The 25130-nt window shown below is 63.6% G+C and carries 25 protein-coding genes; 14 read left to right on the top strand and 11 right to left on the bottom strand.

Annotated elements, in window-relative coordinates; genetic code table 11:
- Positions 1-5: 5 nt before the first annotated feature.
- Complete coding sequence (moaC, locus tag ACE3PH_RS12055) at positions 6-485, bottom strand: cyclic pyranopterin monophosphate synthase MoaC (protein WP_374319266.1); 480 nt, start codon at positions 483-485, stop codon at positions 6-8.
- A gap of 120 nt (positions 486-605) precedes the next feature.
- Between moaC and ACE3PH_RS12050 the strand changes: the two genes are divergently transcribed.
- Positions 606-2243, top strand: a complete 1638-nt coding sequence (locus ACE3PH_RS12050) for a M48 family metalloprotease (RefSeq protein WP_374319264.1) — start codon at positions 606-608, stop codon at positions 2241-2243.
- Between the two features lie 11 nt (positions 2244-2254).
- Here ACE3PH_RS12050 and ACE3PH_RS12045 read toward each other — a convergent pair whose 3' ends face one another.
- Positions 2255-3469: a carbohydrate porin gene (locus ACE3PH_RS12045; RefSeq protein WP_374319262.1), complete on the bottom strand. Its 1215-nt coding sequence runs from the start codon at positions 3467-3469 to the stop codon at positions 2255-2257.
- A gap of 292 nt (positions 3470-3761) precedes the next feature.
- Between ACE3PH_RS12045 and ACE3PH_RS12040 the strand changes: the two genes are divergently transcribed.
- Genes ACE3PH_RS12040 through ACE3PH_RS12030 form a run of 3 tightly spaced genes read left to right on the top strand, consistent with a single transcriptional unit; the run spans position 3762 to position 7853 of the window.
- Positions 3762-6023, top strand: a complete 2262-nt coding sequence (locus ACE3PH_RS12040; protein WP_374319260.1) for a TonB-dependent receptor — start codon at positions 3762-3764, stop codon at positions 6021-6023.
- 46 nt (positions 6024-6069) lie between these two features.
- The gene (locus tag ACE3PH_RS12035) at positions 6070-6753 is read left to right on the top strand and encodes a Fe2+-dependent dioxygenase (protein ID WP_374319258.1); all 684 of its coding nucleotides are present in this window, start codon (positions 6070-6072) and stop codon (positions 6751-6753) included.
- Positions 6750-7853 carry an alpha-hydroxy acid oxidase gene (locus tag ACE3PH_RS12030; protein WP_374319256.1) on the top strand — a complete coding sequence of 368 codons (1104 nt, stop codon included), beginning with the start codon at positions 6750-6752 and terminating at the stop codon, positions 7851-7853. The genes ACE3PH_RS12035 and ACE3PH_RS12030 overlap by 4 nt, the downstream gene beginning before the upstream one ends.
- Positions 7854-7874: 21 nt before the next feature.
- Here the strand turns inward: ACE3PH_RS12030 and ACE3PH_RS12025 are convergent, their stop codons facing one another.
- Positions 7875-9137, bottom strand: coding sequence for an NADH:flavin oxidoreductase/NADH oxidase family protein (locus ACE3PH_RS12025; RefSeq protein WP_374319254.1), 1263 nt, complete (start codon positions 9135-9137; stop codon positions 7875-7877).
- Between the two features lie 298 nt (positions 9138-9435).
- Between ACE3PH_RS12025 and ACE3PH_RS12020 the strand changes: the two genes are divergently transcribed.
- On the top strand, positions 9436-9783 hold the full coding sequence (locus tag ACE3PH_RS12020; RefSeq protein WP_374319252.1) for an SWIB/MDM2 domain-containing protein: 348 nt from the start codon (positions 9436-9438) through the stop codon (positions 9781-9783).
- A 200-nt stretch (positions 9784-9983) separates the two neighbouring features.
- Complete coding sequence (locus ACE3PH_RS12015; protein ID WP_374319250.1) at positions 9984-10199, top strand: hypothetical protein; 216 nt, start codon at positions 9984-9986, stop codon at positions 10197-10199.
- A gap of 12 nt (positions 10200-10211) precedes the next feature.
- On the opposite strand, the gene ACE3PH_RS12010 is transcribed toward ACE3PH_RS12015, so the two are convergent.
- From ACE3PH_RS12010 to argB, 7 genes are read right to left on the bottom strand one after another with little or no spacing between them, the layout of a single operon-like run.
- Positions 10212-10688: an NUDIX domain-containing protein gene (locus ACE3PH_RS12010; RefSeq protein ID WP_374319248.1), complete on the bottom strand. Its 477-nt coding sequence runs from the start codon at positions 10686-10688 to the stop codon at positions 10212-10214.
- Positions 10681-11577: an ATP-binding protein gene (locus ACE3PH_RS12005; protein ID WP_374319246.1), complete on the bottom strand. Its 897-nt coding sequence runs from the start codon at positions 11575-11577 to the stop codon at positions 10681-10683. The genes ACE3PH_RS12010 and ACE3PH_RS12005 overlap by 8 nt, the downstream gene beginning before the upstream one ends.
- Positions 11574-12212 (bottom strand): nucleoid occlusion factor SlmA, encoded by a 639-nt coding sequence (slmA, locus tag ACE3PH_RS12000; RefSeq protein ID WP_374319244.1) that lies wholly within the window; start codon positions 12210-12212, stop codon positions 11574-11576. Before slmA ends, ACE3PH_RS12005 begins: the two co-directional genes overlap by 4 nt.
- Positions 12209-12943 (bottom strand): pyrimidine 5'-nucleotidase, encoded by a 735-nt coding sequence (locus ACE3PH_RS11995; protein ID WP_374319242.1) that lies wholly within the window; start codon positions 12941-12943, stop codon positions 12209-12211. Before ACE3PH_RS11995 ends, slmA begins: the two co-directional genes overlap by 4 nt.
- Positions 12940-14439, bottom strand: coding sequence for a glycosyltransferase family 39 protein (locus ACE3PH_RS11990; protein ID WP_374319240.1), 1500 nt, complete (start codon positions 14437-14439; stop codon positions 12940-12942). Before ACE3PH_RS11990 ends, ACE3PH_RS11995 begins: the two co-directional genes overlap by 4 nt.
- Positions 14436-15911, bottom strand: coding sequence for an ArnT family glycosyltransferase (locus tag ACE3PH_RS11985; protein WP_374319238.1), 1476 nt, complete (start codon positions 15909-15911; stop codon positions 14436-14438). Before ACE3PH_RS11985 ends, ACE3PH_RS11990 begins: the two co-directional genes overlap by 4 nt.
- 27 nt (positions 15912-15938) lie before the next feature.
- Positions 15939-16844 carry an acetylglutamate kinase gene (argB, locus tag ACE3PH_RS11980; RefSeq protein ID WP_374319236.1) on the bottom strand — a complete coding sequence of 302 codons (906 nt, stop codon included), beginning with the start codon at positions 16842-16844 and terminating at the stop codon, positions 15939-15941.
- Positions 16845-16926: 82 nt separating this feature from the next.
- Here argB and ACE3PH_RS11975 point away from each other — a divergent pair, with 82 nt between their 5' ends.
- The 4 genes from ACE3PH_RS11975 (at position 16927) to ACE3PH_RS11960 (ending at position 20466) form a co-directional block, all read left to right on the top strand.
- Positions 16927-17310: a hypothetical protein gene (locus ACE3PH_RS11975; RefSeq protein ID WP_374319234.1), complete on the top strand. Its 384-nt coding sequence runs from the start codon at positions 16927-16929 to the stop codon at positions 17308-17310.
- Between the two features lie 82 nt (positions 17311-17392).
- On the top strand, positions 17393-18751 hold the full coding sequence (locus ACE3PH_RS11970) for a TolC family protein (protein ID WP_374319232.1): 1359 nt from the start codon (positions 17393-17395) through the stop codon (positions 18749-18751).
- A complete protein-coding gene (locus tag ACE3PH_RS11965) occupies positions 18748-20151 on the top strand; it encodes a multicopper oxidase family protein (RefSeq protein ID WP_374319230.1) in 1404 nt (467 codons plus the stop codon). Before ACE3PH_RS11970 ends, ACE3PH_RS11965 begins: the two co-directional genes overlap by 4 nt.
- Before the next feature lie 21 nt (positions 20152-20172).
- Positions 20173-20466, top strand: a complete 294-nt coding sequence (locus ACE3PH_RS11960; protein ID WP_374319228.1) for a copper-binding protein — start codon at positions 20173-20175, stop codon at positions 20464-20466.
- 102 nt (positions 20467-20568) lie between these two features.
- Here the strand turns inward: ACE3PH_RS11960 and ACE3PH_RS11955 are convergent, their stop codons facing one another.
- Positions 20569-21351 (bottom strand): OmpW family protein, encoded by a 783-nt coding sequence (locus ACE3PH_RS11955; protein WP_374319226.1) that lies wholly within the window; start codon positions 21349-21351, stop codon positions 20569-20571.
- Between the two features lie 234 nt (positions 21352-21585).
- On the opposite strand from ACE3PH_RS11955, the gene dusB reads away from it, so the two are divergent.
- The 4 genes from dusB (at position 21586) to ACE3PH_RS11935 (ending at position 25121) form a co-directional block, all read left to right on the top strand.
- Positions 21586-22662, top strand: coding sequence for a tRNA dihydrouridine synthase DusB (gene dusB, locus ACE3PH_RS11950; protein ID WP_374319224.1), 1077 nt, complete (start codon positions 21586-21588; stop codon positions 22660-22662).
- A gap of 4 nt (positions 22663-22666) precedes the next feature.
- On the top strand, positions 22667-22903 hold the full coding sequence (locus ACE3PH_RS11945) for a Fis family transcriptional regulator (protein ID WP_374319222.1): 237 nt from the start codon (positions 22667-22669) through the stop codon (positions 22901-22903).
- A gap of 55 nt (positions 22904-22958) precedes the next feature.
- Positions 22959-24554 (top strand): bifunctional phosphoribosylaminoimidazolecarboxamide formyltransferase/IMP cyclohydrolase, encoded by a 1596-nt coding sequence (purH, locus tag ACE3PH_RS11940; protein WP_374319220.1) that lies wholly within the window; start codon positions 22959-22961, stop codon positions 24552-24554.
- A gap of 111 nt (positions 24555-24665) precedes the next feature.
- A complete protein-coding gene (locus ACE3PH_RS11935) occupies positions 24666-25121 on the top strand; it encodes a MarR family winged helix-turn-helix transcriptional regulator (protein ID WP_374319218.1) in 456 nt (151 codons plus the stop codon).
- The last annotated feature ends 9 nt before the right edge of the window (positions 25122-25130 follow it).

The following is a 25130-nucleotide window of genomic DNA, read 5'->3' as shown; positions in this document are numbered from 1 at the left end:
AGGGGTCAGCTGCCGGCCTGCCAGTGGCCGGACTTGCCGCCCAACTTTTCCAGCAAGCGCACGCGGTCGATGCACATGCCCTTGTCCGCGGCCTTGCACATGTCGTAGATCGTCAGCAAGCCGATCTGCACGCCGGTGAGCGCCTCCATCTCGACCCCCGTGATACCCACGGTCTGCGCCGTGACCTCGCACCGCACTCCCGGCAGTTCGGGCAGCAACTCGAATTCGACCGCCACCTTGGTCAGCGGCAGCGGGTGGCACAGGGGAATCAGCTCCGACGTGCGCTTGGTCGCCTGGATGGCTGCAATCCGGGCGACACCCAGCACATCGCCCTTGCCCGCACGACCTTCGGCGATCAGGGTGAAGGTCTCCTGCGTCATGCGGATCTGGCCTTCTGCCACCGCCTTGCGCAAGGTAGGCACCTTGCCGGACACGTCGACCATGTGGGCCTGGCCCTGGGCATCAAAATGGGTGAGTTCGCTCATGATTACCGTTCGTAAAGGATCCAGATTGATTGAACCATCTCTGGTCCCCGCGCTCCAATCTGGCGCAGCCGGCAGCATACTGTTGTCCGGCGTCGCTACTCCGGCTCTGCCCGCACGAACTTGAAGATTTCCAGCTTCCCCCTCCTGCCGCGTCAACTGGTCTGCCTGCTGGCTGCGGGCAGCCTCCTGGCGCCCATGCCGGTGCTCACGCCGGCCATGGCGCAGCCTGTGGCGCCTGCATCGTCGGCCAGCGCCTTGCCGGCCATGGGCGACGTGTCCACTCAGAGCCTGTCACCGGCCGCCGAGCGGCGCCTGGGGGATCGGGTCATGCGCTCCATCCTGGGTGACCCGGATGTCGTGGACGACCCCGTGACCCTCGAATATGTGAACGACGTCTGGCAGGACCTGCTGCGCAGCGCCCGTCAACGCGGTGACATCAGCACCGAGATGGACGAGTTGTATGCATGGCGCCCCTTCCTGGTCCGTGAGCGCAGCGTGAACGCGTTTGCCCTGCCTGGCGGCTACATCGGGGTGCATCTGGGCTTGCTGGCCATGACCGGCTCCCCGGATGAGCTGGCCTCCGTGATGGCCCACGAACTGTCTCACGTCACGCAAAGACACATCGCCCGCATGATGAGCGAACAGTCTCGCCAGTCGCTGGTGAGCCTGGTGTCCATGATTCTCGGCGCGGTGGCCATTGCCCGCGCACCCCAGGCTGGCCAGGCGCTGATCGTGGGCGGGCAGGCCGCCTCCATCCAGGGACAACTCAATTTTTCTCGTGACATGGAGCGCGAAGCGGATCGCGTCGGCTTCGGCGTGCTGACCGATGCCGGTTTTTCGCCCGCCGGCATGGCGCAGATGTTCGAACATCTGCAAACCGCCTCCCGGCTCAACGACGACAACAGCTACCCCTACCTGCGCACCCACCCGCTGACCACCGAACGCATTGGCGAGGCCCGCTCCAGGCTTGGCACATCAGGCTGGAACCCCAATGCCCCGGTATCGGCTGAAGAACAGGCCTGGACGGCCCGACACGCGATGCTGTCCGCACGAGCCAAAGCGCTCATGGACATCCGCAGCGCCAGCTTGCAGCCGCTGGTTGCACCGAATGTGCACCCCGATATGCCCCCCCTGCAGAGCATCGCGCAGTATTACCTGTCAGCGGTGGCCTCGCGCATGTTGAGAGACGGCGCGCAAGCGTCGGCCTCGCTCAAGGCAGCCAGAGAGCGGCTGCCTTTGCTGCCAGAGGCGCAACGGGCCGAGGTGGATCGTCTGCTGACGCTCGAAGAGGTCGATCTGGACGTGAGCGCCCGGCAAGCCTGGGTGGCCACCAACCTGCTCCATGCCGCGCCAAGCCGCAACAGCCTGATCACACCAACCTGTCGCCCAGAGTTGCTGCTGGCTGCGCAGGCCGCGCTGAATCTGCCGGATACGGCCGGCGCACGCAGCGCCATCCAGGACACGGCGACACGGCTTCAAACCCATGTGAGCGCCCACCCACTGGACGCCACCGCCTGGGCTGCCCTGGCGCCGCTGTGGCAGCGGCTGGGCTACCCCTTGCGTGCGGTACGTGCAGAAGCCGAGGCCACCGCGGCCAACGGCGACCTGCCCGGCGCCATCGACCGCATCGAAGGGGGCCGCAAACTGGTCAAGCGCCCCAGTGACGATGAGGCCATCGAGCTGTCCGTCATGCAGTCACGCCTGCGCGCCTGGCAGCGCCAGCAGCGCGAGGACATGAAGGAAGACGGTGGGCCCTGACCTGGCGCAACTCAGTAGCTGAGCGTCACCCTCAGGCCCACGGCCTTCACCAATCCGCCATTTTTTTGCCCACCGGGGTTACGAATGAGCTGGATGTCGGGGGAGATTTCAACGCCCTCATGCGGATGCAGACGGTAATACATCTCGGCCAGCTGTTCTTGCCCCATGCTGCCCGAGCCATTCAGGAAGCCCAGGGCCAGCCCCAGCACGTCTTGTTCTCGGCTCCAGTAGCGGCCGTCCAGCTCGCCTCCCACCGTGGTGCCCTGGTCAAAAACACCTGTGCCGGCGGTGCGTTTCCCCCACCGTCCGAAGAGCACCCATGATGGCGACACGCGCCGATCCACCGACACGCCGACACCGGCATGTCGCTGCGGGCGCTGGGCAAGCGCATCCATGGTCTGGCCGTTCGTCCAGACGTACAGGCGGTACCCACCCACCGCGCGGTCAGCCCCGTTTTCAGCCTCGGTCAACTCAAGTTGAGCCATCCCCAACGGCGCCTTGACATCGCCATGTAGCCGCGCAGCATTCCCCGACGCAAACACCCCCACCGATCCACTCCATGACCACACCCGGTCGATGGCACTGCGGTAAGCGAGTCTGAGCCCAGGGGCAAAGCCACAGTCATCTACAGCGACATCTTTACCCGAATCCAGCAAGGGGTTGTGAACAAACACATTATTCAGGAACTGGCGGGACTCGTCAGCAGCCACTGCGTTCTGATCGAAAAAAACGAACGGATCAAGTTTGCCAACCGTGACATCGATCTGGGAGCCCGCCCCGGCCACCGCCACTGGCCAGGAGAGGTTGGCATACGCCTCGGCGAGGATGGCGAACCAGGCCGGATAACCATCACCCGTCGGAAAGGCCAGAGAGTTCACCGCCCCGGTATACAGGCGATCGGTCTGCACGACGCCCGCGCCTCGGCCAAAACGCATATGCCCTGCCAGAGACCATTCGGCCCCCAGCCAGGCACCGGCAGCCCACTGCCCCGACAAGTCTCCCCGGTAAGACAGCCGCCCCTCCGACTTGCCGGAAGCTGTTGCCGGTGCATTCAGCCGCTGCCCAACCACGGACGGGGAAGCAGCCCAACTGGCTTGCTCACGCTCAGTCTGCGAGGCTACAGCTGATTCATCAGCCTGGGCCGGCAGGGCAGCCGCCAAGGACAAGACAACAAACGCGAGTCGTTGACCAAAACGTCGCACGAATGGGGGCAATTCGCGTGGCATGGCATATCCCTGAAGCAAACCAATTCAATCAGAACTGATTCTCATTATTGCATCTTATCTTGGTAGAACGCGCACGATCTCCAGATCCCCGACAGCAAGAAGCCAAGTCACCAGTTCTGAATATGTGCCCCGCTTGTCGCGTATGTCCAACACAGGAACGGGCCCCGCAGGGGTTATTCCATCCGATGCTGCCTGCCCTTATTGCTCATGCAATTGCGAATCGTTATCATTTGCGTAACCAAATCGTCACATCCGTGACACCCACGCAAACCACTGTCTCTGGAGTACCCACATGTCGCGATCCCACTACCGAGCGCGCAAGGTCAAATCAACCTTGCCTGCGTCGCAGCCCTCTACGACCATCTCGCTGGGCGCCTTGGCAGCAGGTTTCGGCCTCAGCCTGGCCGCCCCGGTTCTCGCGCAAACAGCCAACCCCGTTACCGCAGACAAGGCCGACAACGCGCTGCCCGAAGTGAGTGTCAATGCCACAGTCGACCGCACCCCTGCATCGAAGCAGGACTACAAGGCAGAAACCACCAGCATCGCCAAAGGCAAACAGGCCCTGCGCGACATCCCGCAAAGCGTGACCGTGGTCACCGAGCGCCTGATGGACGACCGCAACCTCGATGACTTCAAGGATGTGCTGCGCGCCACCTCCGGCATCACCTTCCTGACTGGCGAAACCGGCGAAGAAGACATCCGTCTGCGCGGCTTCTCGCTGATGCAGGCCGGTGACGTGTATGTCGACGGTATCCGCGATTCGGCACTCTACGAGCGCGACACCTTCAACAACGACCGCATCGACGTGCTCAAGGGCTCAGCTTCGATGCTGTTCGGCCGTGGTTCGACCGGCGGCGTGGTCAACCAGGTCAGCAAGGTCCCCTTCCTGATGACGCAAAGTGAAGTCGAAGCCAGCATCGGCACCGGCAGCAACAAGCGGCTGACGGGCGACTTCAATATCCAGACTGGCGACGATGCTGCTTTGCGCATCAACGTCATGACCCAGAAGGCTGAAAACTGGGGTGCCACGGTGGACAAGAAGGGCATCGCTCCCAGCTACCGCTGGGGCATCGGCACGGCCGACGAATTCCTGGTGAGCTATTACCACCTTGAATACGACAACAACCCGATCTACAACCACCCCTGGTTCCTGTCCAACGGCAACCGCGGGCGCATCATCCCCGTGCTGGCCGCCAACGCCTTCTACGGCCTGGACAGCGACTACAACCAAGGCAATGTCGATTACGGCACTTTCAGCCATACCCACCGCTTTGACGATGGCGGCGAGCTGAAGTCCTCTCTGCGCTATGGTCGATACAAGCGCGACCTGATGACCTCGGTGATCAGCTTTGCCTCAGGCACCACCATCAACAACATCAACGACAGCACGGTCATCAACCGTCGCTCCAAAGGTCGCATCGGCATCAGCAACAACACCTTCATTCAGAGTGACTACAACAACAAGTTCACCTGGTTTGGGCTGAAGAACAACATCATCACGGGCGTCGACCTGTCACAGGAAAACGCCAAACGCAACAACAACTACGCCAACACAGGTACACAGCCGACCACCACTGTCGGCACACCTCATGACGGTGACTCCGTCACGGATAACCGTGTCGCCCCGGTCTTGAACAAGTTTGAAACTCGAACCTTGGGTTTGTACTTCCAGGACACGCTGGAATTGACGCCCACAGTGAAGCTGATTGCGGGGCTGCGCCACGACAACTTCACCGCCAACTACGACGTCTACAACTCCGCAGCGGCTGCGTACTACAAGTTCAATCGCAAAGATAAACTGTGGAGCCCTCGTTTCGGCGCGCTGTATCAACCCACTGACACGTCTTCTTATTACTTCTCCTACGGGCAGTCTTACAACACCTCAGGTGATACGTACCAGTTCTCGCCAGGATCCCCCACAGGACGTCAAGTACACACCCCTCCTGAAAAGAGCCTGAACATGGAGTTGGGTGCAAAGTACGATCTGTTCGAGCAAGGCTTGTCGGCCAGTATCGGTCTGTTCCATTCCGAGAAGTACCACGAGCGCAATACGGATCCAGAGCCCGGCGCCGATGAAGAACTGCTGTCCGGCAAACGCCACGCAAACGGCATGGACATCGAGCTGTCAGGTCGTATCACCCCGGCCTGGGAAGCCTTCCTGTCGTGGACCTGGATTCCGGACGCCCGCATCGACAAGAGCAACGTCGCGAAAAATGCAGCAGGTACAGGCGCACAGGTGCAGGGTGACCGCCCAGCACTCACGCCCAAGCACAGCGCGAGCCTGTGGAACACCTACCGTGTACTGCCTGACCTGCGCCTGGGCGCCGGCCTGACCCACCGCAGCGAGCAAAGCCCAGAAGGGGCTCGTCACGTGATCGCACCCGAGTTCACCACGCTGGACCTGATGGCCGAGTACACCATCCACAAGAACTTCTCCGCCAAGGTGAACATCACCAACGCGACCAACGAGTTGTATGCTGATGGCCTGTACCGCGGCTTCTACGTGCCCGGTGCCGAGCGCACGGTCACCTTCTCGCTGAAGGCCACGTTCTAAGGTCGCATCCCCCTGTGTCGCCTGCCCCACTCTTTGCTGCTCCATCATGTTGATTCGCATCCCCGAAGTCCTTACCGCTGACGAGCTGACGCAAGCCCGCCAGATCCTCGCGGAGGCCGCATGGAAGGACGGCAAGAGCACGGCAGGCACACAGGCCTTGCAAGCCAAGAACAACGAACAGCTGTCGCAAGACAGCCCCGAGTCCGAGCGCCTGCGTGCGCTCGTGCTCAAGGCGCTGGAGCGCCACCCCCTTTTCTTCTCGGCTGCATTGCCCAAGAAGATCTACCCCCCCTTGTTCAACCGCTATGGCGGTGACACCAATTTCTACGGCAACCATGTCGATGGCGCCGTCATGCAGGCCCGCCAGACCGGTCAGCGCATCCGCTCGGATGTGAGCTGCACCCTGTTCCTGGCCGAGCCCGAAGACTACGATGGCGGCGATCTGGCCATTGAAGACACCTACGGCACGCAGCGCGTCAAGCTGGCGGCCGGTGACATGGTGCTCTACCCCTCCACCAGCATCCACCGCGTCGAGCCCGTGACCCGCGGGCACCGCGTGGCCTGCTTCTTCTGGGTCGAAAGCATGGTGCGCAGCGATGAGCAACGGCGCATGCTGTTTGACCTGGACATGAACCTGCTGCGCCTGCGCGAAGCGTATGGCGAGTCGTCCTATCTGGTGAACCTCACCGGGACGTATCACAACCTGTTGCGCATGTGGGCAGACACATGAACGCCTCGGCCATTCCTGGTGATGTCGTCGCGCTGTGTGATTACGAGCGCCATGCCCGGGAACGCCTGACCGAAGCGGCCTGGGCCTACCTCAACGGTGGCGCCGCCAACGAACACACCCTGCGGGCCAACCAGACAGCCTGGTCGACCTTGCGGCTCTACCCTCGCGTCCTGCGTGCACTGGCCGGTGGTCATACCCGCACCGAGTTGCTAGGGCGCACCCTCGCCTGGCCTGTGTTGCTGGCCCCGGTGGCTTACCAGAAGATGGTGCATCCGGATGGTGAACTCGCTACGGCCTATGCCGCAGCGGCACAGCAGACCGGCCTGATTCTGAGCACCCAGGCCAGCATGCCGCTGGAGCAAATCGCCCAGGCCATCCATGATGACCCGGACCGCGGCCCCTTGTGGCTGCAGCTCTACATCCAGCACGACCGCGGCTTCACGCTGGAACTGGTGCGCCGCGCCGAGGCCGCCGGATACGAAGCGCTGGTCGTGACCGTGGACGCGCCTACCAGCGGCGCGCGAGACCGCGAACGCCGCACGCACTTCCGTGTGCCGGATGGCATCCACGCGGTGAACCTCGCTGGGCTCCAGCCTGCCCCCGCTCGTGCCTTGCAGCCCGGCGGCAGCGCCCTGTTCGACGATGTCCTGCATGACGCCCCGACCTGGGACGACATCGCCTGGCTACAGGCCCACACACGCCTGCCGGTGATCCTCAAAGGCGTGCTGCACCCGGCCGACGCCCGACAGGCACAGAGCCTTCAGGTGGGCGCACTCATCGTATCCAACCACGGCGGACGCACACTCGATACCGTTCCGGCCACCGCGCAGGTGCTGCCGCGCATCGTCGACGCGGTCGGCTCAGACTTGCCCGTGCTGGTCGATGGGGGCATCCGTCGCGGCACGGACGTGCTGAAGGCCCTGGCCCTTGGCGCACGCGCGGCCTTGATCGGCAGGCCTTATGTGCATGCCCTGGCCACGGCGGGCGCCCTGGGTGTCGCCCATGCCGTGCGCCTCTTGCGTGACGAGCTGGAGATCGCCATGGCCCTGTCTGGTTGTGCGACCCTCGCCGACATCGGTCCCGACGTGCTGTTTGATTGAGCCGCCGCACAGAACTGCGGCTCAGCTGGCACGCAAGCGCGTGGGTTTGCGCCGCTTGCCTGCCCGCATCTGCGCCCACAGAAACTGGCAAAACACCCACAGCGCCGGCGTCTTCGGCCGTGTCGGCAAGCCACCGCCAATGCGCTTGAGCTGCTTCGTGTACCAGGTCACCTCCAGCAGACCCATGCGGTCCACCGGACCGATGCCGGTACGGATGGGGCGCACCTGATAACGCGGCGCCTGCCCGGCCATCAGGCGCTTGGGCAGATCGGGCTCCAGGGCCAGTGCACGGGCCAGGCCAACCAGGTCGACAGCGCCCGACTCGATGGCTTGCGCCATGCCCTCGGCCGACCGAAAGCCCCCTGTCACCACGAGCGGCGTGCGCACCGCCTGCCTGGCCTTGGCGGCGAAGTCGAGGAAGTAGGCTTCACGCTGGCGGGTGCTGTCCTTGATCGACGTACCTGCCGTCTTCACCCCGGTCATGGCGGGCGCCTCGTAGGTGCCCCCGGAAATTTCAATGAGGTCGATGCCTGCTTCCGCCAGCGCCTTGATCGTGTCCATGGACTCCTCCTCGGTGAACCCACCGCGCTGGAAGTCTGCCGAGTTCAGCTTGATGCCAATGGGAAAGTCCGGGCCGACCGCATCGCGCATGGCCTGATAAACCGCCAGTACGAACCGACGACGCTTCTCTGCCGACCCGCCCCACTCATCGTCTCGCTGGTTGTGATGGGGCGACAGGAACTGGCTGACCAGGTAGCCGTGTGCGCCATGGATCTGCACACCACTGAACCCGGCCTGCTTGACGATGGCCGCAGCCTTCGCAAAGCGCTGCACCAGACCCTCAATCTCTGCCGCGGTCAAGGCGCGAGGAGTGGGGAAGAACGCCTGCATGTCCGGCCGGAACGGCACCGCCGACGGCGCCACGTTTTCCCGATTCAAGCCCTTGGGCGCCTGCTTGCCTGGGTGGTTCAACTGCACCCAGCAAGGCGTGCCGCCATGGGTGGCTTCACTCGCCCACGTCTGCAGGGCAGCCAACCCACTGTCATCTTCAATGACCACATTGCCGGGCTCACCCAGGGCTCGGCGATCGATCATCACGTTACCCGTCACACACAGCCCGATGCGACCATCTGCCCATGTGCGATAGAGCCGTGCGAGTTCAGGCGTGGCATGCCCATCGCGGCTTCCCAGCGCCTCCGACATGGCCGACTTGAACAGGCGATTGCGGATGACGCTGCCATTCGGCAAGGTAAAGGACTGGGACAAGACCTGCTCAGGCGTCATGGAAAGCACTCCTTGGAGTCACGATGGAAGCCCTGATTGGACACGGAAGCGCCCACTTCTGCAGCCCGCGGAAACCATCCCCATGTACACGCATACCCCGAAAACCCGCACCGAAAGGGCGCTCCAGCAGCATCCCGACACATTTCTATGACGCTGAAGGGCCACATTCCTTGCAAATCGCTGTTTTTCAGAGGGAAGAGGCATTACCATGGCAGACGCAATGCCCCAGAGGAACACGTGCGGACTCAGCACCTGCCCGGGGCGGTAACAGACAAGTCCTTTGATGGAGTGAATTCACATGGCAACTGCGAAGAAAGCCCCGGCCAAGAAGGCTGTGGCAACGAAGGCTCCTGCAGCCACCAAGGCCCCTGCCAAGAAGGCCGCCCCCGCCGCCAAGCGCACCCCGAACGCGGCCTTCATGAAGGCCATGACCCCGAGCCCGGCTCTGGCCGCCATCATTGGCGACAAGCCGCTGCCGCGCACGGAAGTGACCAAGAAGGTGTGGGAATACATCAAGAAGCACAAGCTGCAAGACGAAGCCAACAAGCGCAACATCAATGCCGATGACAAGCTGAAGGTGATCTTCAAGAAGGCTCAGGTCTCGATGTTCGAGATGACCAAGCTGATCAGCGACCAACTGAGCTGAGCATCTGGTCAGGCTGGCTGACGAGCCCGCCCATACCTTCCGAAACCCGGCCCTGTGCCGGGTTTTTTATGACCTAGGGGAACCCCGTAGAGCTTTGGCTATTCGGTCACACGACAATGCCCCCGCCGTGCCCACCAGGCCGGCACCGCTCGGCGGCCAAACGCCGTCACTCTGTTGTGCCCACTCTCAAGGAGATCCCCATGTGGAAAATGTTGGTTGGCTTTATCGTGTTTGCCGTGCTGGTCGTTTTCGTGCTCATGAAGAGCGGCGGAAATGTCGACATGAGCGGCGAGAAGCACGGTGGTGAAGCCACGCATGTTCCAGAGCAAACCGCTTCTGATGCTGCCAGCACGCCTGCTGCCAGCGCCCCGGCCGTCGAAGCCGCCAGCGCCGCAGCCAGCGCCGCATCGAACTGATCGACAGCCTGCTCAGGTAGTCTGATGTGTGGGGCCCTGGTGGCCCCTTTCTTCTGCCAGCCACATCAGCACGGGCACCGTGCCCGGCAAGACCGGCACCACCGACACTGGCAGGCTCTGCCAGGCCATTTGCTGAGCCTCGCGCATCTCGAACTCGCCTGTCCACTCATAGACCTTGCAGAAGTTCAGGCGCACCTTGGCGTGGGGATACTCCATCACCTCGACCTGCCAGGGGTGTGCTGCACCGATGGTGATGCCGAGCTCTTCCTGCAGCTCACGGCGCAAGGCTTGCTCCACCGTTTCGCCGGCTTCCAGCTTGCCGCCCGGGAACTCCCAGTAGCCGGCATAGACTTTGCCGACTGGTCGGGAGGTCATCAGGAAGCGCCCCTCTCGCCCATCAGCGTCGCGCTCGACCAGCACTCCCACCGCCACCTCTACCGGCGTTCGGTCGGTCTCGTCCATCACGTGATACGACTTACGCTCAGCCATGGCTGCGCCCGGCATAGTCGCGTGCAAACTGATACGCCACACGGCCTGAGCGAGAACCCCGCTCCAAGGCCCAGATCAACGCCTCAGCGCGGGCATGATCCCAGCCGGTTTCAGCCACGCCAAAGTGCTTCAACCACTGCGCCACGATGGCCAGGTACTCGTCCTGGCTGAAGGGGTAGAAGCTGATCCACAGTCCGAAGCGCTCGGACAAGGAGATCTTTTCTTCCACCACCTCACCAGGGTGCAGCTCGCCATCCGCCGTGTGCTTGTAAGTCTGGTTGTCCGAGTGGTATTCGGGCAAAAGGTGGCGGCGGTTGGATGTGGCCACGATCAGCACGTTGTCGCCACTGGCGGAGACGGTGCCATCGAGAATGGACTTCAGGGCCTTGTAGCCAGGCTCGCCATCTTCAAAGCTGAGGTCATCGCAATAGATGATGAAGCGCTCCGGACGACCACTCACCAGCTCGATCAGATCCGGCAGGTCGATCATGTCGGTCTTGTCGACCTCGATCAGCCGCAGTCCCTGCTCGGCATGCGCCTGCAAGCCCGCCTTGACGAGCGACGACTTGCCCGTGCCTCGCGCGCCGGACAGCAGCACATTGTTGGCGGGACGCCCGGCCACGAACTGCGCCAGATTGCGCGCAAAGCGCTCCTTCTGGCTGTCCACCTCCTGCAGGTCCTCGTAGCGGATACGCCCCACATGCCGAACAGGGTCGAGCAGCCCGAGGCCACCCAGCGGCCCACCGCGCTTGCGGTAGCGAAACGCCACCGAGGCCGCCCAGTCAGGCGCGTTGATGGCCGATTGACCTGGTGCCGGCAGCACCGCGGCAAGACGATCCAGCACGGCTTCCGCGCGCGCCAGCAAACCACTCAGATCGATGGAACTCATGACAACAATTGACGCACGGTGGCGTCGAGGTATTCCGTAGGGAGACGTTTGAAATCGGAGCGCGCAAACCGGTGCAGCCGTCCCAGCAACACGCTGATGGCCAGCGACGCACCTGCCTGGGCATCGACGGTCGGGGTCTGCGAGCCCCGCGCATCGGCCAGTGCCTTGTAGCTCTGCCGCAGCGCGGACTCCAGTCGCTCGAACAACTGGCTCATGCGCGCAGCCAGACGATCATGCTCGTTGACCAAGGCATCACCCACCATCACCCGCGCCATGCCCGGGTTCTTTTCGCCAAACTGGAGCGCCATGGCGAGGATGCGGGCGATCTGGGCAGCCGGATCAGGCTCTTTCTCCTGGATCTGGTTGGCCAGGGTAAACAGGCTCTGCTCGATGAATTCGATCAAGCCCTCGTACATCTGCGCCTTGCTGGCGTAGTGCCGATACAGGGCCGCCTCGCTCACCTTCAGGTGTGCAGCCAGGGCCGCCGTGGTGATGCGATCCGAACCGGGTTGCTCAAGCATCGCAGCCAGGGCCTGCAGGATCTGCACCCGTCGCTCGCCCGGCTTGGGCCGTTTGCGCACCGCTACCGGGGTGGCTTCGGCATCAGACTGGGGCGGAACTGCGTCGTCGTTCATCGTGTGTCGGTGTGAGGGTCTGACCAACGTGCACCCCAGGTCCGGAGTGCACTCAGCCGATTGATTCTGGCACACACCCACGCGGGGCGGCGACGCCAGGCCAAACCGACCTCCGGACCATGCACGGCAAGGGCCAGATAGTGCTGCATCCAGACCGTCTTCATGCGCACACTGCGCGCGGCCTTCAGATTGGCCAGCGTGTCTTCGATCAGCACACAGCGCGCGGCAGGCAGCCGATGGCGGGCCAGCACCACACGCAGCATGCGGGCATCAGGCTTGGGGCGCAAATCGCCGAACACACGCATCGACTCGATCGAGATCACCCCTTCGAAGCAGGACACCAGGTCGAGTTCGGTCAGCACCCGTTTGGCGTACGCCGCCGGCGCATTGGTGACGATGAACTTGCGGCCGGGCAACTGCCTGAGCGCGATGCGGTCACGCTTGGGCATGCTCAGGGCGCGTTCCAGTTCCGGCAGGCGGTGTGTCTCATGCAGAAAGTGCGCAGCCCGCACGCCATGGTGCCGCTCCAGCCCCAGCAAGGTCGCGCCATAGCGGCGCCAGTAATGCAAACGCAAGGCATCGGCCTGCTCACGAGACAAACCCAGGTGCTGCTCGATGTAGTCGGTCATCGACACATTGAGCGGCCCGAACACGGCCTGCCCCGCGTCGTGCAGGGTGTTGTCCAGATCGAACAGCCAGATCGGGGCAGATCGATCGCGGCGCTGCGTCATGGACACCCTTTCGGCAAGACAATCAGAGACACCGTCTGGGCATCTCGGTTGGTCGTGGCCAAACGCACCGTCCATTGCACGGCAACAGGCTGCCCGGCAGCCAGCGCATCGCGCAAGGCCACCGGCAGGCTGTCGGGAGGCGACTGCTGCCACCGGTCCTTGCCGGGTTGCCAGATGACCCCGCAAGCGCCCTGGCGTGATGCCACCGGACTCTCGCTGGCCGGCACATCCACACGCACCATCTGCACACCAGGCAAATAAGGCACAAGGGCCGGCACCGACAACAAGCGCGTGTGACTGGCGTAATACAAGGTGCCTTGCGTCAGGCCAGCCTCACCGATGTGCCGCGCCAGCTCCGGGTAGTCCACATAAGGACCGCACTCGCGACAGCGGCTGGCCGTCTTGTGGGCATTGACGGCAAAGACCAGTGGAACCACCACCGCAGTCCACACCAGGGTCGCCCAGGCCAGGCGTTTGACCTTCGGCGTATCGACCTGAACAAAACTGGCTGCCCAGGCCACAGGTGCCAGCGCCAGGAAATACACGTGATGCGGTTCGAGCCGCTGTGCGCCCTGCGCCATCCAGATCAGCAGCATCAACAGCAAGGTCACACCCAAGGTCCAGGTCAGCCAGCGCACGGCCTCCTGATCGCGAGCGGGCCCGGGGGCCACCTGCCACAAGGCGCGCCCGATGAACAGGAAGCGCCAGACCATCCACGGCAGCACCACGGCCGCCACCACGGACAGCAGACGAACCACCACCATCAAGCGGGACGGGCTGCCATGGCCGTCAACGTGCAAGCTCTCTTGCTGCTGCATGTGAAAGGCATCCGCCCCCTGCTGGATCACCCACAAGGCGTAAGGTGACACCACCAGCACGGCCACCACCACCGCGACCAGCAAGTGACGTGGCTGCAGCAAGCGGCGAAACGACGGCACCACGGCACAACTCAGCAGCGCAGCAGCCACATAGATGACAAACACGTGCTTGGTGAGCAGCCCCAGCCCCCCCATCAAGCCCAGCACAGCCATGCGCACCACAGATGGCTGCGCACGCGCCCACAGAACGGCCAGCGGCAAGGCTACATAGAAGACCCCAGCCAGCACAGTATGGGTGAGGTCAAACAGCGCGTAGTAATACAGATTGGGAACCAGCCCCACCGACAAGGCTGCAGCCAATGCCCCCCAGGTCGACAGCGACAGCACGCGACCCAGCTTGTAGAGCAAGGCCATCATCAGGGCGACACAGCCAACCCGCAGACACAGCACCACGGCCATCGAGGGCCCGGTCAAGGTCATCACCGACCAACTGATCCACTCGAACAGCGGCGGGTTGCGCAAACGGTATCCGGGTGCCAGAAACTGCACATGCTGGAGGATTTCAGCATCGTCCGAGCGACCGCCGGGCATGGTCAGGCAGACCACCAGCGACAAGACCAGCCACAAAGCCAGCCAGCCGCCCCACATCAAGACACGGTCACGCAGGCCACGGGTCATGGGGCCACACCTTCACGCACGGCCACCCGCGCCCACTGCACCACAAACGGCTTGCGATGCGGTCGGTGCAGCATGACTGCCGAGACCGCTGGCTGCCACGCCATGTCCGTCGAAGCGACCCCGGTCACGCGCAACAGCCATGCCTGCACATCCGGGTCTCGCAGGTCGGCCTCGGTCGCCACCACCAGTACCGTTGAAGGCAAAGGTTCGGACCAAGGTGCATGCGGCGTCAGCACCGCCACCGATGTCGGCCACCACAAGCGCATGTTGCCGCCAATCAGATGGTTGGACACCAGTGCCGCCCCCGGCATGGTGCCCGCGGCTTGCTCGATCTGCTGCGCGATGGCCTGCATGGGCAAGTTCTGCCTGGTCTGGGCAGCCCCTGGCATCGCCCACACCAGTCTGGCAGGCATCACCACGCCACACAGCAAAGCCATGCCCAGCGCAGCCACCCCCATGACACGTGCCGCGCGTGCGCTGACATCCGGCAAGGCGGCGGCCAGACTGATGGGCAGGAAAAACATCAGCGGAAAGAGCCAGCGTCCCTTGAAGGAGTCTGCCCCGATCGCCACGACAAACAGCACCAGCACGAACAGCACAGAGGCCACCAGACGCACCATGATGTGCTGCGTCTGAATGCGCCCCCGGGCTCGCCACCACATGGGCACGGCCAGTAGCAGCCAGGGCAGCACGAAAGACAGCAGCCCTTCGGCCATTTCACGGAACAAGCGCACATAGCGCTTCACCCCGCTCTGTCCATGATCCAGCTTGTTGAGTGTCTGATCCAGCACCTGCGCATGCTCGCGCAACCACAGGGCGTGGGGTGCAAACAGCAACAACGCCACAACCCCGGCAAGGACCGCGCCGGTCCAATCCAGCCGGGTTCGCCAGGACGGGGTCACCAGCACGGCCAGCAACAGCCCTGCCAGGAACACCACGCTGTTGTGCTTGGACAGCATGGCTGCGGCGGCCGCCACACCCAGCAGGGCGTAGCGCCACCAGCCGCCGCGCCGCACCGCCCACAGGCCACAACACAAGGTGGTGGCAGCAAACGTGGTGGCACTCAGCGAGTGGGTGAGGTCACGCTGTGATTCCCAGATGACCGTGGGCAACAACAACATGCCCGACAGCGCCAGCTGCCGCTGCCGGGCATGGAAGCCTAGTTGCTGGCAGACGCCGTACACAGCCGCCATCAGTCCGGTCAGCAAGCCCACCTTGATGACGAACAGGCTCAACAGGCTGGGGCCTGTCAGCTGGAACAGCGACCAGGTCAGCCAGGTGAACAGCGGCGGTTGATTGGTGTAGCCCCAGTTCAGGCGCTGCGACAGCACCAGCTGCCCGGCCTGATCCAGCTCAGCCGTGGGCGATGCAACCCACTGCAGGCCCGCCACCGCGGCGAAATACAGAGCCAGCACAAGCAGGCCCCAGGGTCGCTGAAACAGGCGATCAAGCCAGGACTGCTCGGCCATCATGGACTATGTGACTACAGTGGGCGCGGATCAATGCGAGCGGATCATCGTGCCGTAGGCCTGCTCCGTGAGGATCTCCAGCAGCATGGCATGAGGCACCCGGCCATCCACAATGTGAACAGCGTTGACGCCGCTCTTGGCCGCATCCAGTGCACCGGCAATCTTGGGCAGCATGCCGCCACTGATGGTGCCGTCGGCAATCAGCTCGTCGATGCGGCGGGCCGTCAGGTCGGTCAGCAATTGCCCTTCCTTGTCGAGCACACCGCGGATGTTCGTCAACAACAGCAGCTTTTCAGCCTTCAGCACCTCGGCCAGCTTGGAGGCCACCAGGTCAGCATTGATGTTGTAGCTCTCGTTGTTCTCGCCAAACCCGATGGGGCTGATGACAGGAATGAAGGCGTCATCTTGCAGCGCCTTGACCACGCTGGGATCAATGGCGACGATTTCACCCACCTGCCCCACATCGTGCTCGACGCTCGGGTCATCCTTGTCGACCAGCTTGAGCTTGCGCGCCCGGATCATGGCACCGTCACGGCCGGTCAGGCCCACGGCCTTGCCGCCCACGGCATTGATGAGTCCCACGATGTCCTGCTGAACTTCGCCGCCCAGCACCCACTCGACCACATCCATGGTCTCTTCGTCGGTCACGCGCATGCCCTGGACAAACGTGCCCTTCTTGCCGATCTTGGCCAGAGCGGCGTCAATTTGCGGCCCGCCGCCGTGAACCACGATCGGGTTCATGCCCACCAGCTTGAGCAGCACGATGTCTTCGGCAAAGTCCTGCTGCAGCGCAGGGTCCGTCATGGCATTGCCGCCGTACTTGATCACCAGCGTCTTGCCGTGGAACTTGCGGATATAGGGCAAGGCCTCGGCCAGGATTTCGGCCTTGTCACGAGGCGTAATGTTGGCGACGGCTTCGGGGTTGGTGTTCGGCATGGCTGTGGCTGGCTGGGCTAACAATTCGGAATGCGGTTATTTTACGAGTCAACCGCCCAGGTCCTGCGCTAGACTGGACATCATGTGGCGAACCTGGCTGATCATCGTGCTGATGGTGCTGGCCCCCTTGCGCGGGTGGGCCTGGTCAGCCATGTCGGTGGAACCGCTGCGCAGCGCCCCTCAGACGGCGTTTGCGTCACACCACGCTGGTGACGCCGCCTCGGTCATGCCCTCGCATGCCGCCTGCCACGATGCCGAACAGGCTACCGTGCACCCTGATGAAAGCGGCGCGCATGCCGGCTCGGCGCCCTGCGCTCACTGCGATGTTTGCCACGCGGTCATGGCGCCGCCATCGCTGTCTCTCGGTCTCACCATGCAAGCACCAGCCGAGAGCTGGGGCGCCATGGCCATGCTGCCGGCCACGCCACAGTTGGCCTCACGCCTGTTCCGCCCACCCAGGGTCTGATCCCACCGCATCAACTGACCGGCCAAGCCGCCTTGGCCGGATTGTTCTGCCTTGCACCGGGCCGCCAACAGGCCCTTTGATCATGATCAGACCACTTTACCTTGCAGGGCTGCTGGCCCTGCTTGGCGGCTGCGCGACTGCGCCCTCCGTTCAGACCGATGCCACAGCATCTACCCTGACGACACCGGGCACGGCACCACCGCCTGAGGGCGCCCCCCTCCCCAGCGGAGAACTGACCCAGGACCAGGCCCTTGCCCTGGCGCTGGCCAACAGCCCCACACTGGCCGCAGCACGCGCCCAGGCCGAGGCCGACCGACAGGATCTGCTGGACCAGTCCCGCCCCGCCTTGCTGGGGTTCTCGCTGGAGCGCCTGCGTCGCGGCGACGACAAGGAGCTCAACCGCACACTCAGCATCAACCTGCTGGACTGGCTGACCTGGCCCTGGCGGGCGCAACGCGCCGACGCCCAGGTCAAGGCCAGCGAGATGGCGTTGTCGCGTCAACTCCTGAGCCACACCCAGCAAGTACGCAGCCAGTGGGTGCGCGCCGTTGCCGCGCAGCAGCGCCTGCGCTACCGCGAAGATCTGCTGGCGGCGGCGCAAGCCCAGGCCGCACTGGCCCAACGCCTGCAGCAGGCCGGACACCTCAGTTCACTCGAAGCGCAGAGTCAAAGCCTCTGGCAGAGTGAAGCTGAAATCGACCTGCTGCATGCCACTCAGCAAGCCACGCAAGAGCGTGAGGCGCTGGTGCGGCTGATCGGACTGCGGACCGAGTCTGCCCGACGCATGGAGCTGCCGCCCCAACTGCCCGACCTGCCTGCGGCGCAGCGTGACAGCGCCCTGCTGACACAGGCCGCGCGGGAGCAAGGCCTCGACACCCAGGTGGCCTATACACGCTGGCAAGCCCTGTCGAGCCGGCGACAGCAACTGGGCTGGACCTCGTGGCTGGAACTGGAAGCGGGCATCGAGCGCAACAGCAGCCGGGGCGAAGCGACTCAGCATGGCGGCGTGCTCGACATCCGCCTGACCCGCTTCGACTTTGGGGCAGCCCAGCGCGACGCCGGCTCATCGGCCGAGCGCGCCGCCTTGCTGCGGTGGCAGCAATCGGTGGTCGACGCCGAATCGACCTTGCGCGAACAGATCGCCCAGGAGGGCATCCGCTGGCAGCAGGCCCGTCACCATCACCTCACCTTGCAGCCAGCCCGTGCCCGCCTGCTGGATGAGCGTCTCAAGCACTACAACGGCATGCTCACGGGGCCGTTCGAACTGATCGCGGAAGCGCGGGGGCAGGTGGAGGGCGTATTGAGCGCCATCGACGCCGATGAAGCCTACTGGCTGAGCCGGATTGCAACCGACGCGGCCATCCAGGGCGTTGGCGCAGAAGGCGGCCGGCGTGAATCAAGCCTGACGCCAGCAACAAGCCACACGGGGAGCCCAGCATGACCCAACGCCGACAATTTCTCAGAGGCGCCCTGTCTGGCGCCGCCTTTGCCAGCCTGGGCACGGCCGCAGCCACACCGGTGGCGCGCTCGGCCCTGGCTGGTCTGCCTGAACTGGCCAACCAGACCCACCCGGGCACACAGGCCCCGCTGCAGCCCACCGCTGGCAGGCCCTACCGCCCGGTGGTCACCCTCAATGGCTGGACACTACCCTGGCGCATGAAAGACGGCGTCAAGGAGTTCCACCTGGTGGCTGAACCGGTGGTCCGTGAGATCGCCCCCGGCATGAACGCCCGCCTGTGGGGCTACAACGGGCAAAGCCCCGGCCCCACCATCGAGGTGGTCGAAGGTGACCGTGTCCGTATCTTTGTCACCAACCAGTTGCCCGAGGTCACGACCGTGCACTGGCACGGGCAACGCCTGCCCAACGGCATGGACGGTGTGGCCGGCCTCACGCAAGCGGGCATCCCGCCCGGCAAGACCTGCGTGTACGAGTTCACCGCGAAGCGCCCAGGCACCTTCATGTACCACCCCCATGCAGACGAGATGGTGCAGATGGCCATGGGCCTGATGGGCATGTGGATCACCCACCCCAAAGCGGCGCACCCACTCATCAGCGAGGTGGACCGGGACGTGTGCTTCCTGATCAACGCCTATGACATTGACCCCGGCGCCTCCTCGCCCAAGGTCAATACCATGCTGGACTTCAACCTCTGGACCTGGAACAGCCGGGCGTTTCCGGGCATTGACGCCATCAACGTCCGCCAGGGTGACCGTGTGCGCCTGCGCATGGGCAACCTCACCATGACCAACCACCCCATTCACCTGCACGGCTTCGAGTTCGAGGTCACAGGCACGGATGGGGGACCGATCCCGAAGACGGCCCGCTGGCCTGAGGTGACCACCGACATTGGCGTGGGGCAGATGCGCCAGATCGAGTTCCTCGCTGATGAAGAGGGCGACTGGTCCCTGCACTGCCACAAGAGCCACCACACCATGAATGCCATGGGGCACAGCGTCCCCAACCTGATCGGGGTGAAGCAGGCCGACCTGGTCAAGCAAATCAACCGCATCGTGCCCGGCTACATGGCCATGGGCGAACAGGGCATGCACGAGATGGCCGAGATGGAGATGGAATTGCCTGACAACACCCTGCCCATGATGACTGGACAAGGGCCTTTCGGCCCGATCGGCATGGGCGGCATGTTCACCACCGTCAAGGTGAGACGCGATCAACCCCACGGCAGCTACCGCGATCCCGGCTGGTACCGTCAACCGCCAGGCACATCCGCGCGTCTATGGGAACATGACGAAGCCATCGCCCAAGCGCCTGACACCCCCACCTCACCCCATGCGCTGGAAGTTCAGGTACGCAAGCCTGGTTCCGGTCATACTGGTCATTGAAGACCGTTGAAGGAGCAATTCATGAAGAAATCCCTGCTGTCGTCTGCCGCTGCCTTGTTCCTGGGGCTGGGGCTGGCTGTAGCCGCCTGGGCCGAGCCCGTGGACGGCGAGGTCCGCAAGGTCGACCCGGATGCGGGCAAGGTCACACTCAAGCACGGCGAGATCAAGAACCTCGACATGCCGGCCATGCAGATGTCCTACAAGGTCGCCAACCCGGACTGGCTCAAAACCCTGCAAGTTGGCGACAAGGTGCGCTTCACGGCTGACAAGGTGAAGGGGCAGTACACCGTCACCAGCATCGAGGTGAAGAAGTAAGCCCCGCGCGGCTGGCACTTCAGCCATGAAAAAACCCGCCAGGGCGAGTTGCCCGGCGGGTTTTTTGTTTTCCAGAACCCCGATACAGGGGCACTGAAAGCATCAGAACGTGTAGCCGACCATGGCCGAGAACACGGACGGGTGGAAGCGGTAGAAGGCCTTCTGCTCGCTGTTGTCCGTCTTGATGGTGATGTCGTTGCGCACGGCAGCGGTGTACCAACCCACGCTTGCTTGCCAGTGGTCGTCGATCTTGTAGATCAGACCCGTCTGGAAGGCCAGGCCGAACGAGGTCGAGGTCTTGATACGCACCTTGCCATCGTTGTAAACCTTGGCGCCAGCTGCCGTGGCATCGGCATCGAACATCGTCACGTTGATGCCACCACCGACGTAAGGACGAATGCGGGACTCGGCATCACCAAACTTGTAGTTGATGAAGAAGGTCGGAGCGATCTGCTTCACGGTCGCAACAACCTGACCATCTTGGGCTGCCACGCGGGCGGCGGTCTGTTGGGTCAGATATGTCGACTGATTCACGACGGGGATTTGGGCCAAGTTCTTCACTGTAGAACTGACCTTGAACTTCACGTCGTGCTTGGGCGGCACACCGAGGACCAGTTCGGCATCCCAGTTGTCGTCAAGCTTGCGGGCGATGCTGAACAGCACGGTGCCTTGCGGCTGCACCACCAGGCGGTTGTCGCCGGGCAACTCGGTTACGTGACCAGCGTAGTGCTCGATTGGAATCGTGCCGTGCAGCGTACTGCTGGTGGCGCGTGGGTCAATGTAACCAGCACCGAACTTGATGGTCCAGTCCTGAGCCTGGGCGACGCCGCAAGCGGTGGAAGCGATGAGGGCCAGGGCAGCCCAGGATGTTGCACGGAGTGTCATGGTGTACTGCTGTTCTGATACACGGGATTGTCAAAAAACCGATTATTACATTTCTCGTGCAATGGTTGCACGATAAGTGCAAACGTTAGGGAAAGCCCCAGGTACTCCGGCCACCCATGCCAGGGAGTTTTTGCGGCCCGTCATGCCGCAGAGATGGCTGGCGGCGCTATACTTTGCCTCCTTTTTAAGCAGCCCTGATCGAACCCTCGATCAGGGCTGAGTCGTCTTCCACGCATGCAAATCGGTCCCCACACCCTGCCCAATCGGCTGTTCGTGGCCCCTATGGCCGGGGTCACCGACAGGCCGTTCCGCCAGTTGTGCAAACGGCTGGGGGCGGGCTATGCCGTGAGCGAAATGGTGACCTCGCGCAAGGACTTGTGGCACACGCTCAAGACCTCGCGGCGCTCGAACCACGAAGGCGAGACAGCGCCCATCGCCGTGCAGATTGCCGGCACCGACGCGGCCATGATGGCTGAAGCCGCCGCCTACAACATCGCCCGTGGCGCCCAGATCATCGACATCAACATGGGCTGCCCGGCCAAGAAGGTCTGCAACAAGTGGGCAGGCTCGGCGCTGATGCAGGATGAACCGCTCGCGCTGGAGATCGTCGAAGCCGTGGTGGCGGCCTGTGCGCCTCATGGCGTGCCCGTGACCTTGAAGATGCGCACCGGCTGGAGCCAGCAACACAAGAATGCCGAGCGCATCGCCCGCGCGGCCGAGCAGGCCGGTGTGGCCATGTTGACGGTGCATGGACGCACCCGCGAGCAGGGCTACAAGGGTCAGGCTGAATACGACACCATCGCAGCCGTCAAGGCCGCGGTACGCATCCCGGTGGTGGCCAATGGTGACATCACCTCGCCGGAAAAGGCACTGGCGGTCTTGCGCCACACCGGGGCCGACGCCCTGATGATCGGCCGCGCCGCGCAAGGCCGCCCCTGGATTTTTGGCGACATCGCCCACTACCTCGAAACCGGTCTGCGCCGCGCGGCACCGCGCACACAGCAGGTCAAGCAATGGCTGCTTGAGCACCTGACAGACCATTACGGGCTGTATGGCGAATTCGCCGGTGTGCGCACCGCACGCAAACACATCGGATGGGCGGTTCGTGCCCTGCCGGGGGGGGAGGCCTTCCGCCAGCACATGAACACACTCGACAGCTGCGACGCGCAAATCCTGGCTGTCACCGATTTTTTTGATCAGCTGAGCCTGACGCACGCGCTTCTGCCTGAAGACCTGCCCGGGTTTGGCGACCACAACGACAACGACAACGAGACAGATGACGCCGGCACAACGACGTGCATGGCGAATTGAGATCATGAGCAAGAAGCACATTCACGACTGCATCAAGGACAGCCTGGAGGACTATTTCCAGGACCTGCGCGGAGCCGAACCCCACGCCGTGTACGACATGGTCGTCAACGCGGTGGAGCGCCCCATGCTGGAGGTCGTGATGCAACGTGCCGATGGCAACCAGTCCCGCGCTGCCGAATGGCTGGGCATCAACCGCAACACCTTGCGCCGCAAGCTGCTTGAGCACAAGCTCATCAAGTAAGCCGCCGGCCCCACACCGATTTTCACCATCCCCCGCAATCTCCACCGAGCACACCATGAGCCAGAACCTCACCGCGCTGCTGTCCGTGTCCGACAAGACCGGCATCGTTGAATTTGCCCAGGCCCTGCACGCCCAGGGCGTGCGCCTGCTGTCCACCGGCGGCACCGCCAAGCTGCTGGCCGAAAAGGGCCTGCCCGTGACCGAAGTAGCCGAAGTGACCGGCTTCCCCGAGATGCTCGACGGCCGCGTCAAGACCCTGCACCCCCGCGTGCACGGCGGCATCCTGGCTCGCCGCGACCTGCCCGAGCACATGGCTGCCCTGAAGGAACACGGCATTGACACCATCGACATGTTGGTGGTCAACCTCTACCCCTTCGCCCAAGCCACGGCCAAGGCCGACTGCACGCTGGAAAACGCCATCGAGAACATCGACATCGGCGGCCCCACCATGCTGCGCGCCGCCGCCAAGAACTGGCAGGACGTGGCCGTGATCATCGACCCGGTGGACTACGAGCAAGTGCTGACCGAGATGAAGGCCGGCCAGATCACCCGTTCGACCAAGTTCATGCTGGCCAAGAAGGTGTTTGCCCACACCGCCGCCTACGACGGCATGATCACCAACTACCTGACCTCGCTGGAAGCCGGTGCCGAACTGGCCACCGAAGCCGTGCCCGCCAAGGCCGAGTACCCTGCCGTCTACAACCTGCAACTGCACAAGGTGCAAGGCATGCGTTATGGCGAGAACCCCCACCAGTCGGCTGCGTTCTACCGTGAAGCCGCGCCCGTGGTGTCCACCCTGGCCAACTGGACCCAGATCCAGGGCAAGGAGCTGTCCTTCAACAACATTGCTGACGCCGATGCGGCCTGGGAATGCGTGAAGGCCTTTGAGGTGCCCGCCTGTGTGATCATCAAGCACGCCAACCCCTGTGGCGTGGCCGTGGGTGCCGGCCCGCTGGAGGCCTACACCAAGGCCCTGAAGACCGACCCCACCAGCGCGTTTGGCGGCATCATGGCCTTCAACCGCGTGGTTGATGCCGACGTGATCGACGCCATCAGCGCCAACAAGCAGTTCGTGGAAGTGGTGATCGCACCGAAGTTCACCGACGCAGCCCGCGCGGCCTATGCCTCCAAGCAGAACGTGCGTCTGCTGGAAGTGCCGCTGGACGAAGCCACCCGCAAGCTGGGCAACGCCCTGGACTTCAAGCGCGTGGGCGGCGGCATGCTGCTGCAATCGGCTGACAACATCGACATCGTGGGTGACATCAAGGTCGTGACCAAGCTGCAACCCACCGAGCAGCAGATGAAGGACATGCTGTTTGCCTGGACCGTGGCCCGCTTCGTCAAGAGCAACGCCATCGTGTTCTGCAAGGACGGCATGACCATGGGCGTGGGTGCCGGCCAGATGAGCCGCCTCGACTCGGCCCGCATCGCTTCGATCAAGGCCCAGCACGCTGGCCTGACCCTGCAAGGCACCGCCGTGGCGTCGGACGCCTTCTTCCCGTTCCGTGATGGTCTGGACGTGGTGGTCGATGCGGGCGCGACCTGCGTGATCCATCCGGGTGGCTCCATGCGCGACGAGGAAGTCATCGCCGCTGCCGACGAGCGTGGCATCGCCATGGTCTTCACCGGCACGCGTCACTTCCGTCATTGATCGGCTGACACGGCCACGTGACACCGGGCCCTTCGGGGCCCTTTTTCATGTCGATTTATTTCGTGCACGAAACAAATATATACTTCGCGCACGAAACAATTAAGGCATGAGATGGCCGCTCGCCCCCGACTGATCTTCCTGCTCAACAGCGCCCAGCGACACCTGCAGCAGTGGATGGCGCAACAGACTGAAGCCCTGGCGGCACCCGGCGGCACCACGCCGTCGCCGGCCCAAAGCGGCGTCTTGTTTGCGCTGGCCCAAGGTGACGGCGCCACCATGGGACAGCTCGCGCAGGCGCTCGATCTGGCCCCCTCGGCGATGTCCGGTCTGGTGCAGCGCATGGAAGCACTGGGGTGGGTCCATCGACAGCCTTGCCCGGAAGACGGCCGAACCCAGCGGGTCTGGCTGCGCCCCGAAGGCCAGGCTGTGCTGCCCTTCATCCGCCAGGCCACACAACGCATCAACGGCCAACTCACCGCCGGGTTCACCAACGCCGAACTCGCCACCGTGGCCCGCTGGCTCACCCATGTCCAGCACCTCGACCAACACACGCCTCTGGAGCATTGAGATGCCACA

It is taken from the genome of Aquabacterium sp. (assembly GCF_041909175.1).
Classification (GTDB): Bacteria; Pseudomonadota; Gammaproteobacteria; order Burkholderiales; family Burkholderiaceae_C; genus Aquabacterium.
Note: the sequence above shows the minus strand (reverse complement) of the source record. Positions and strands in the feature narration are given on the sequence as shown.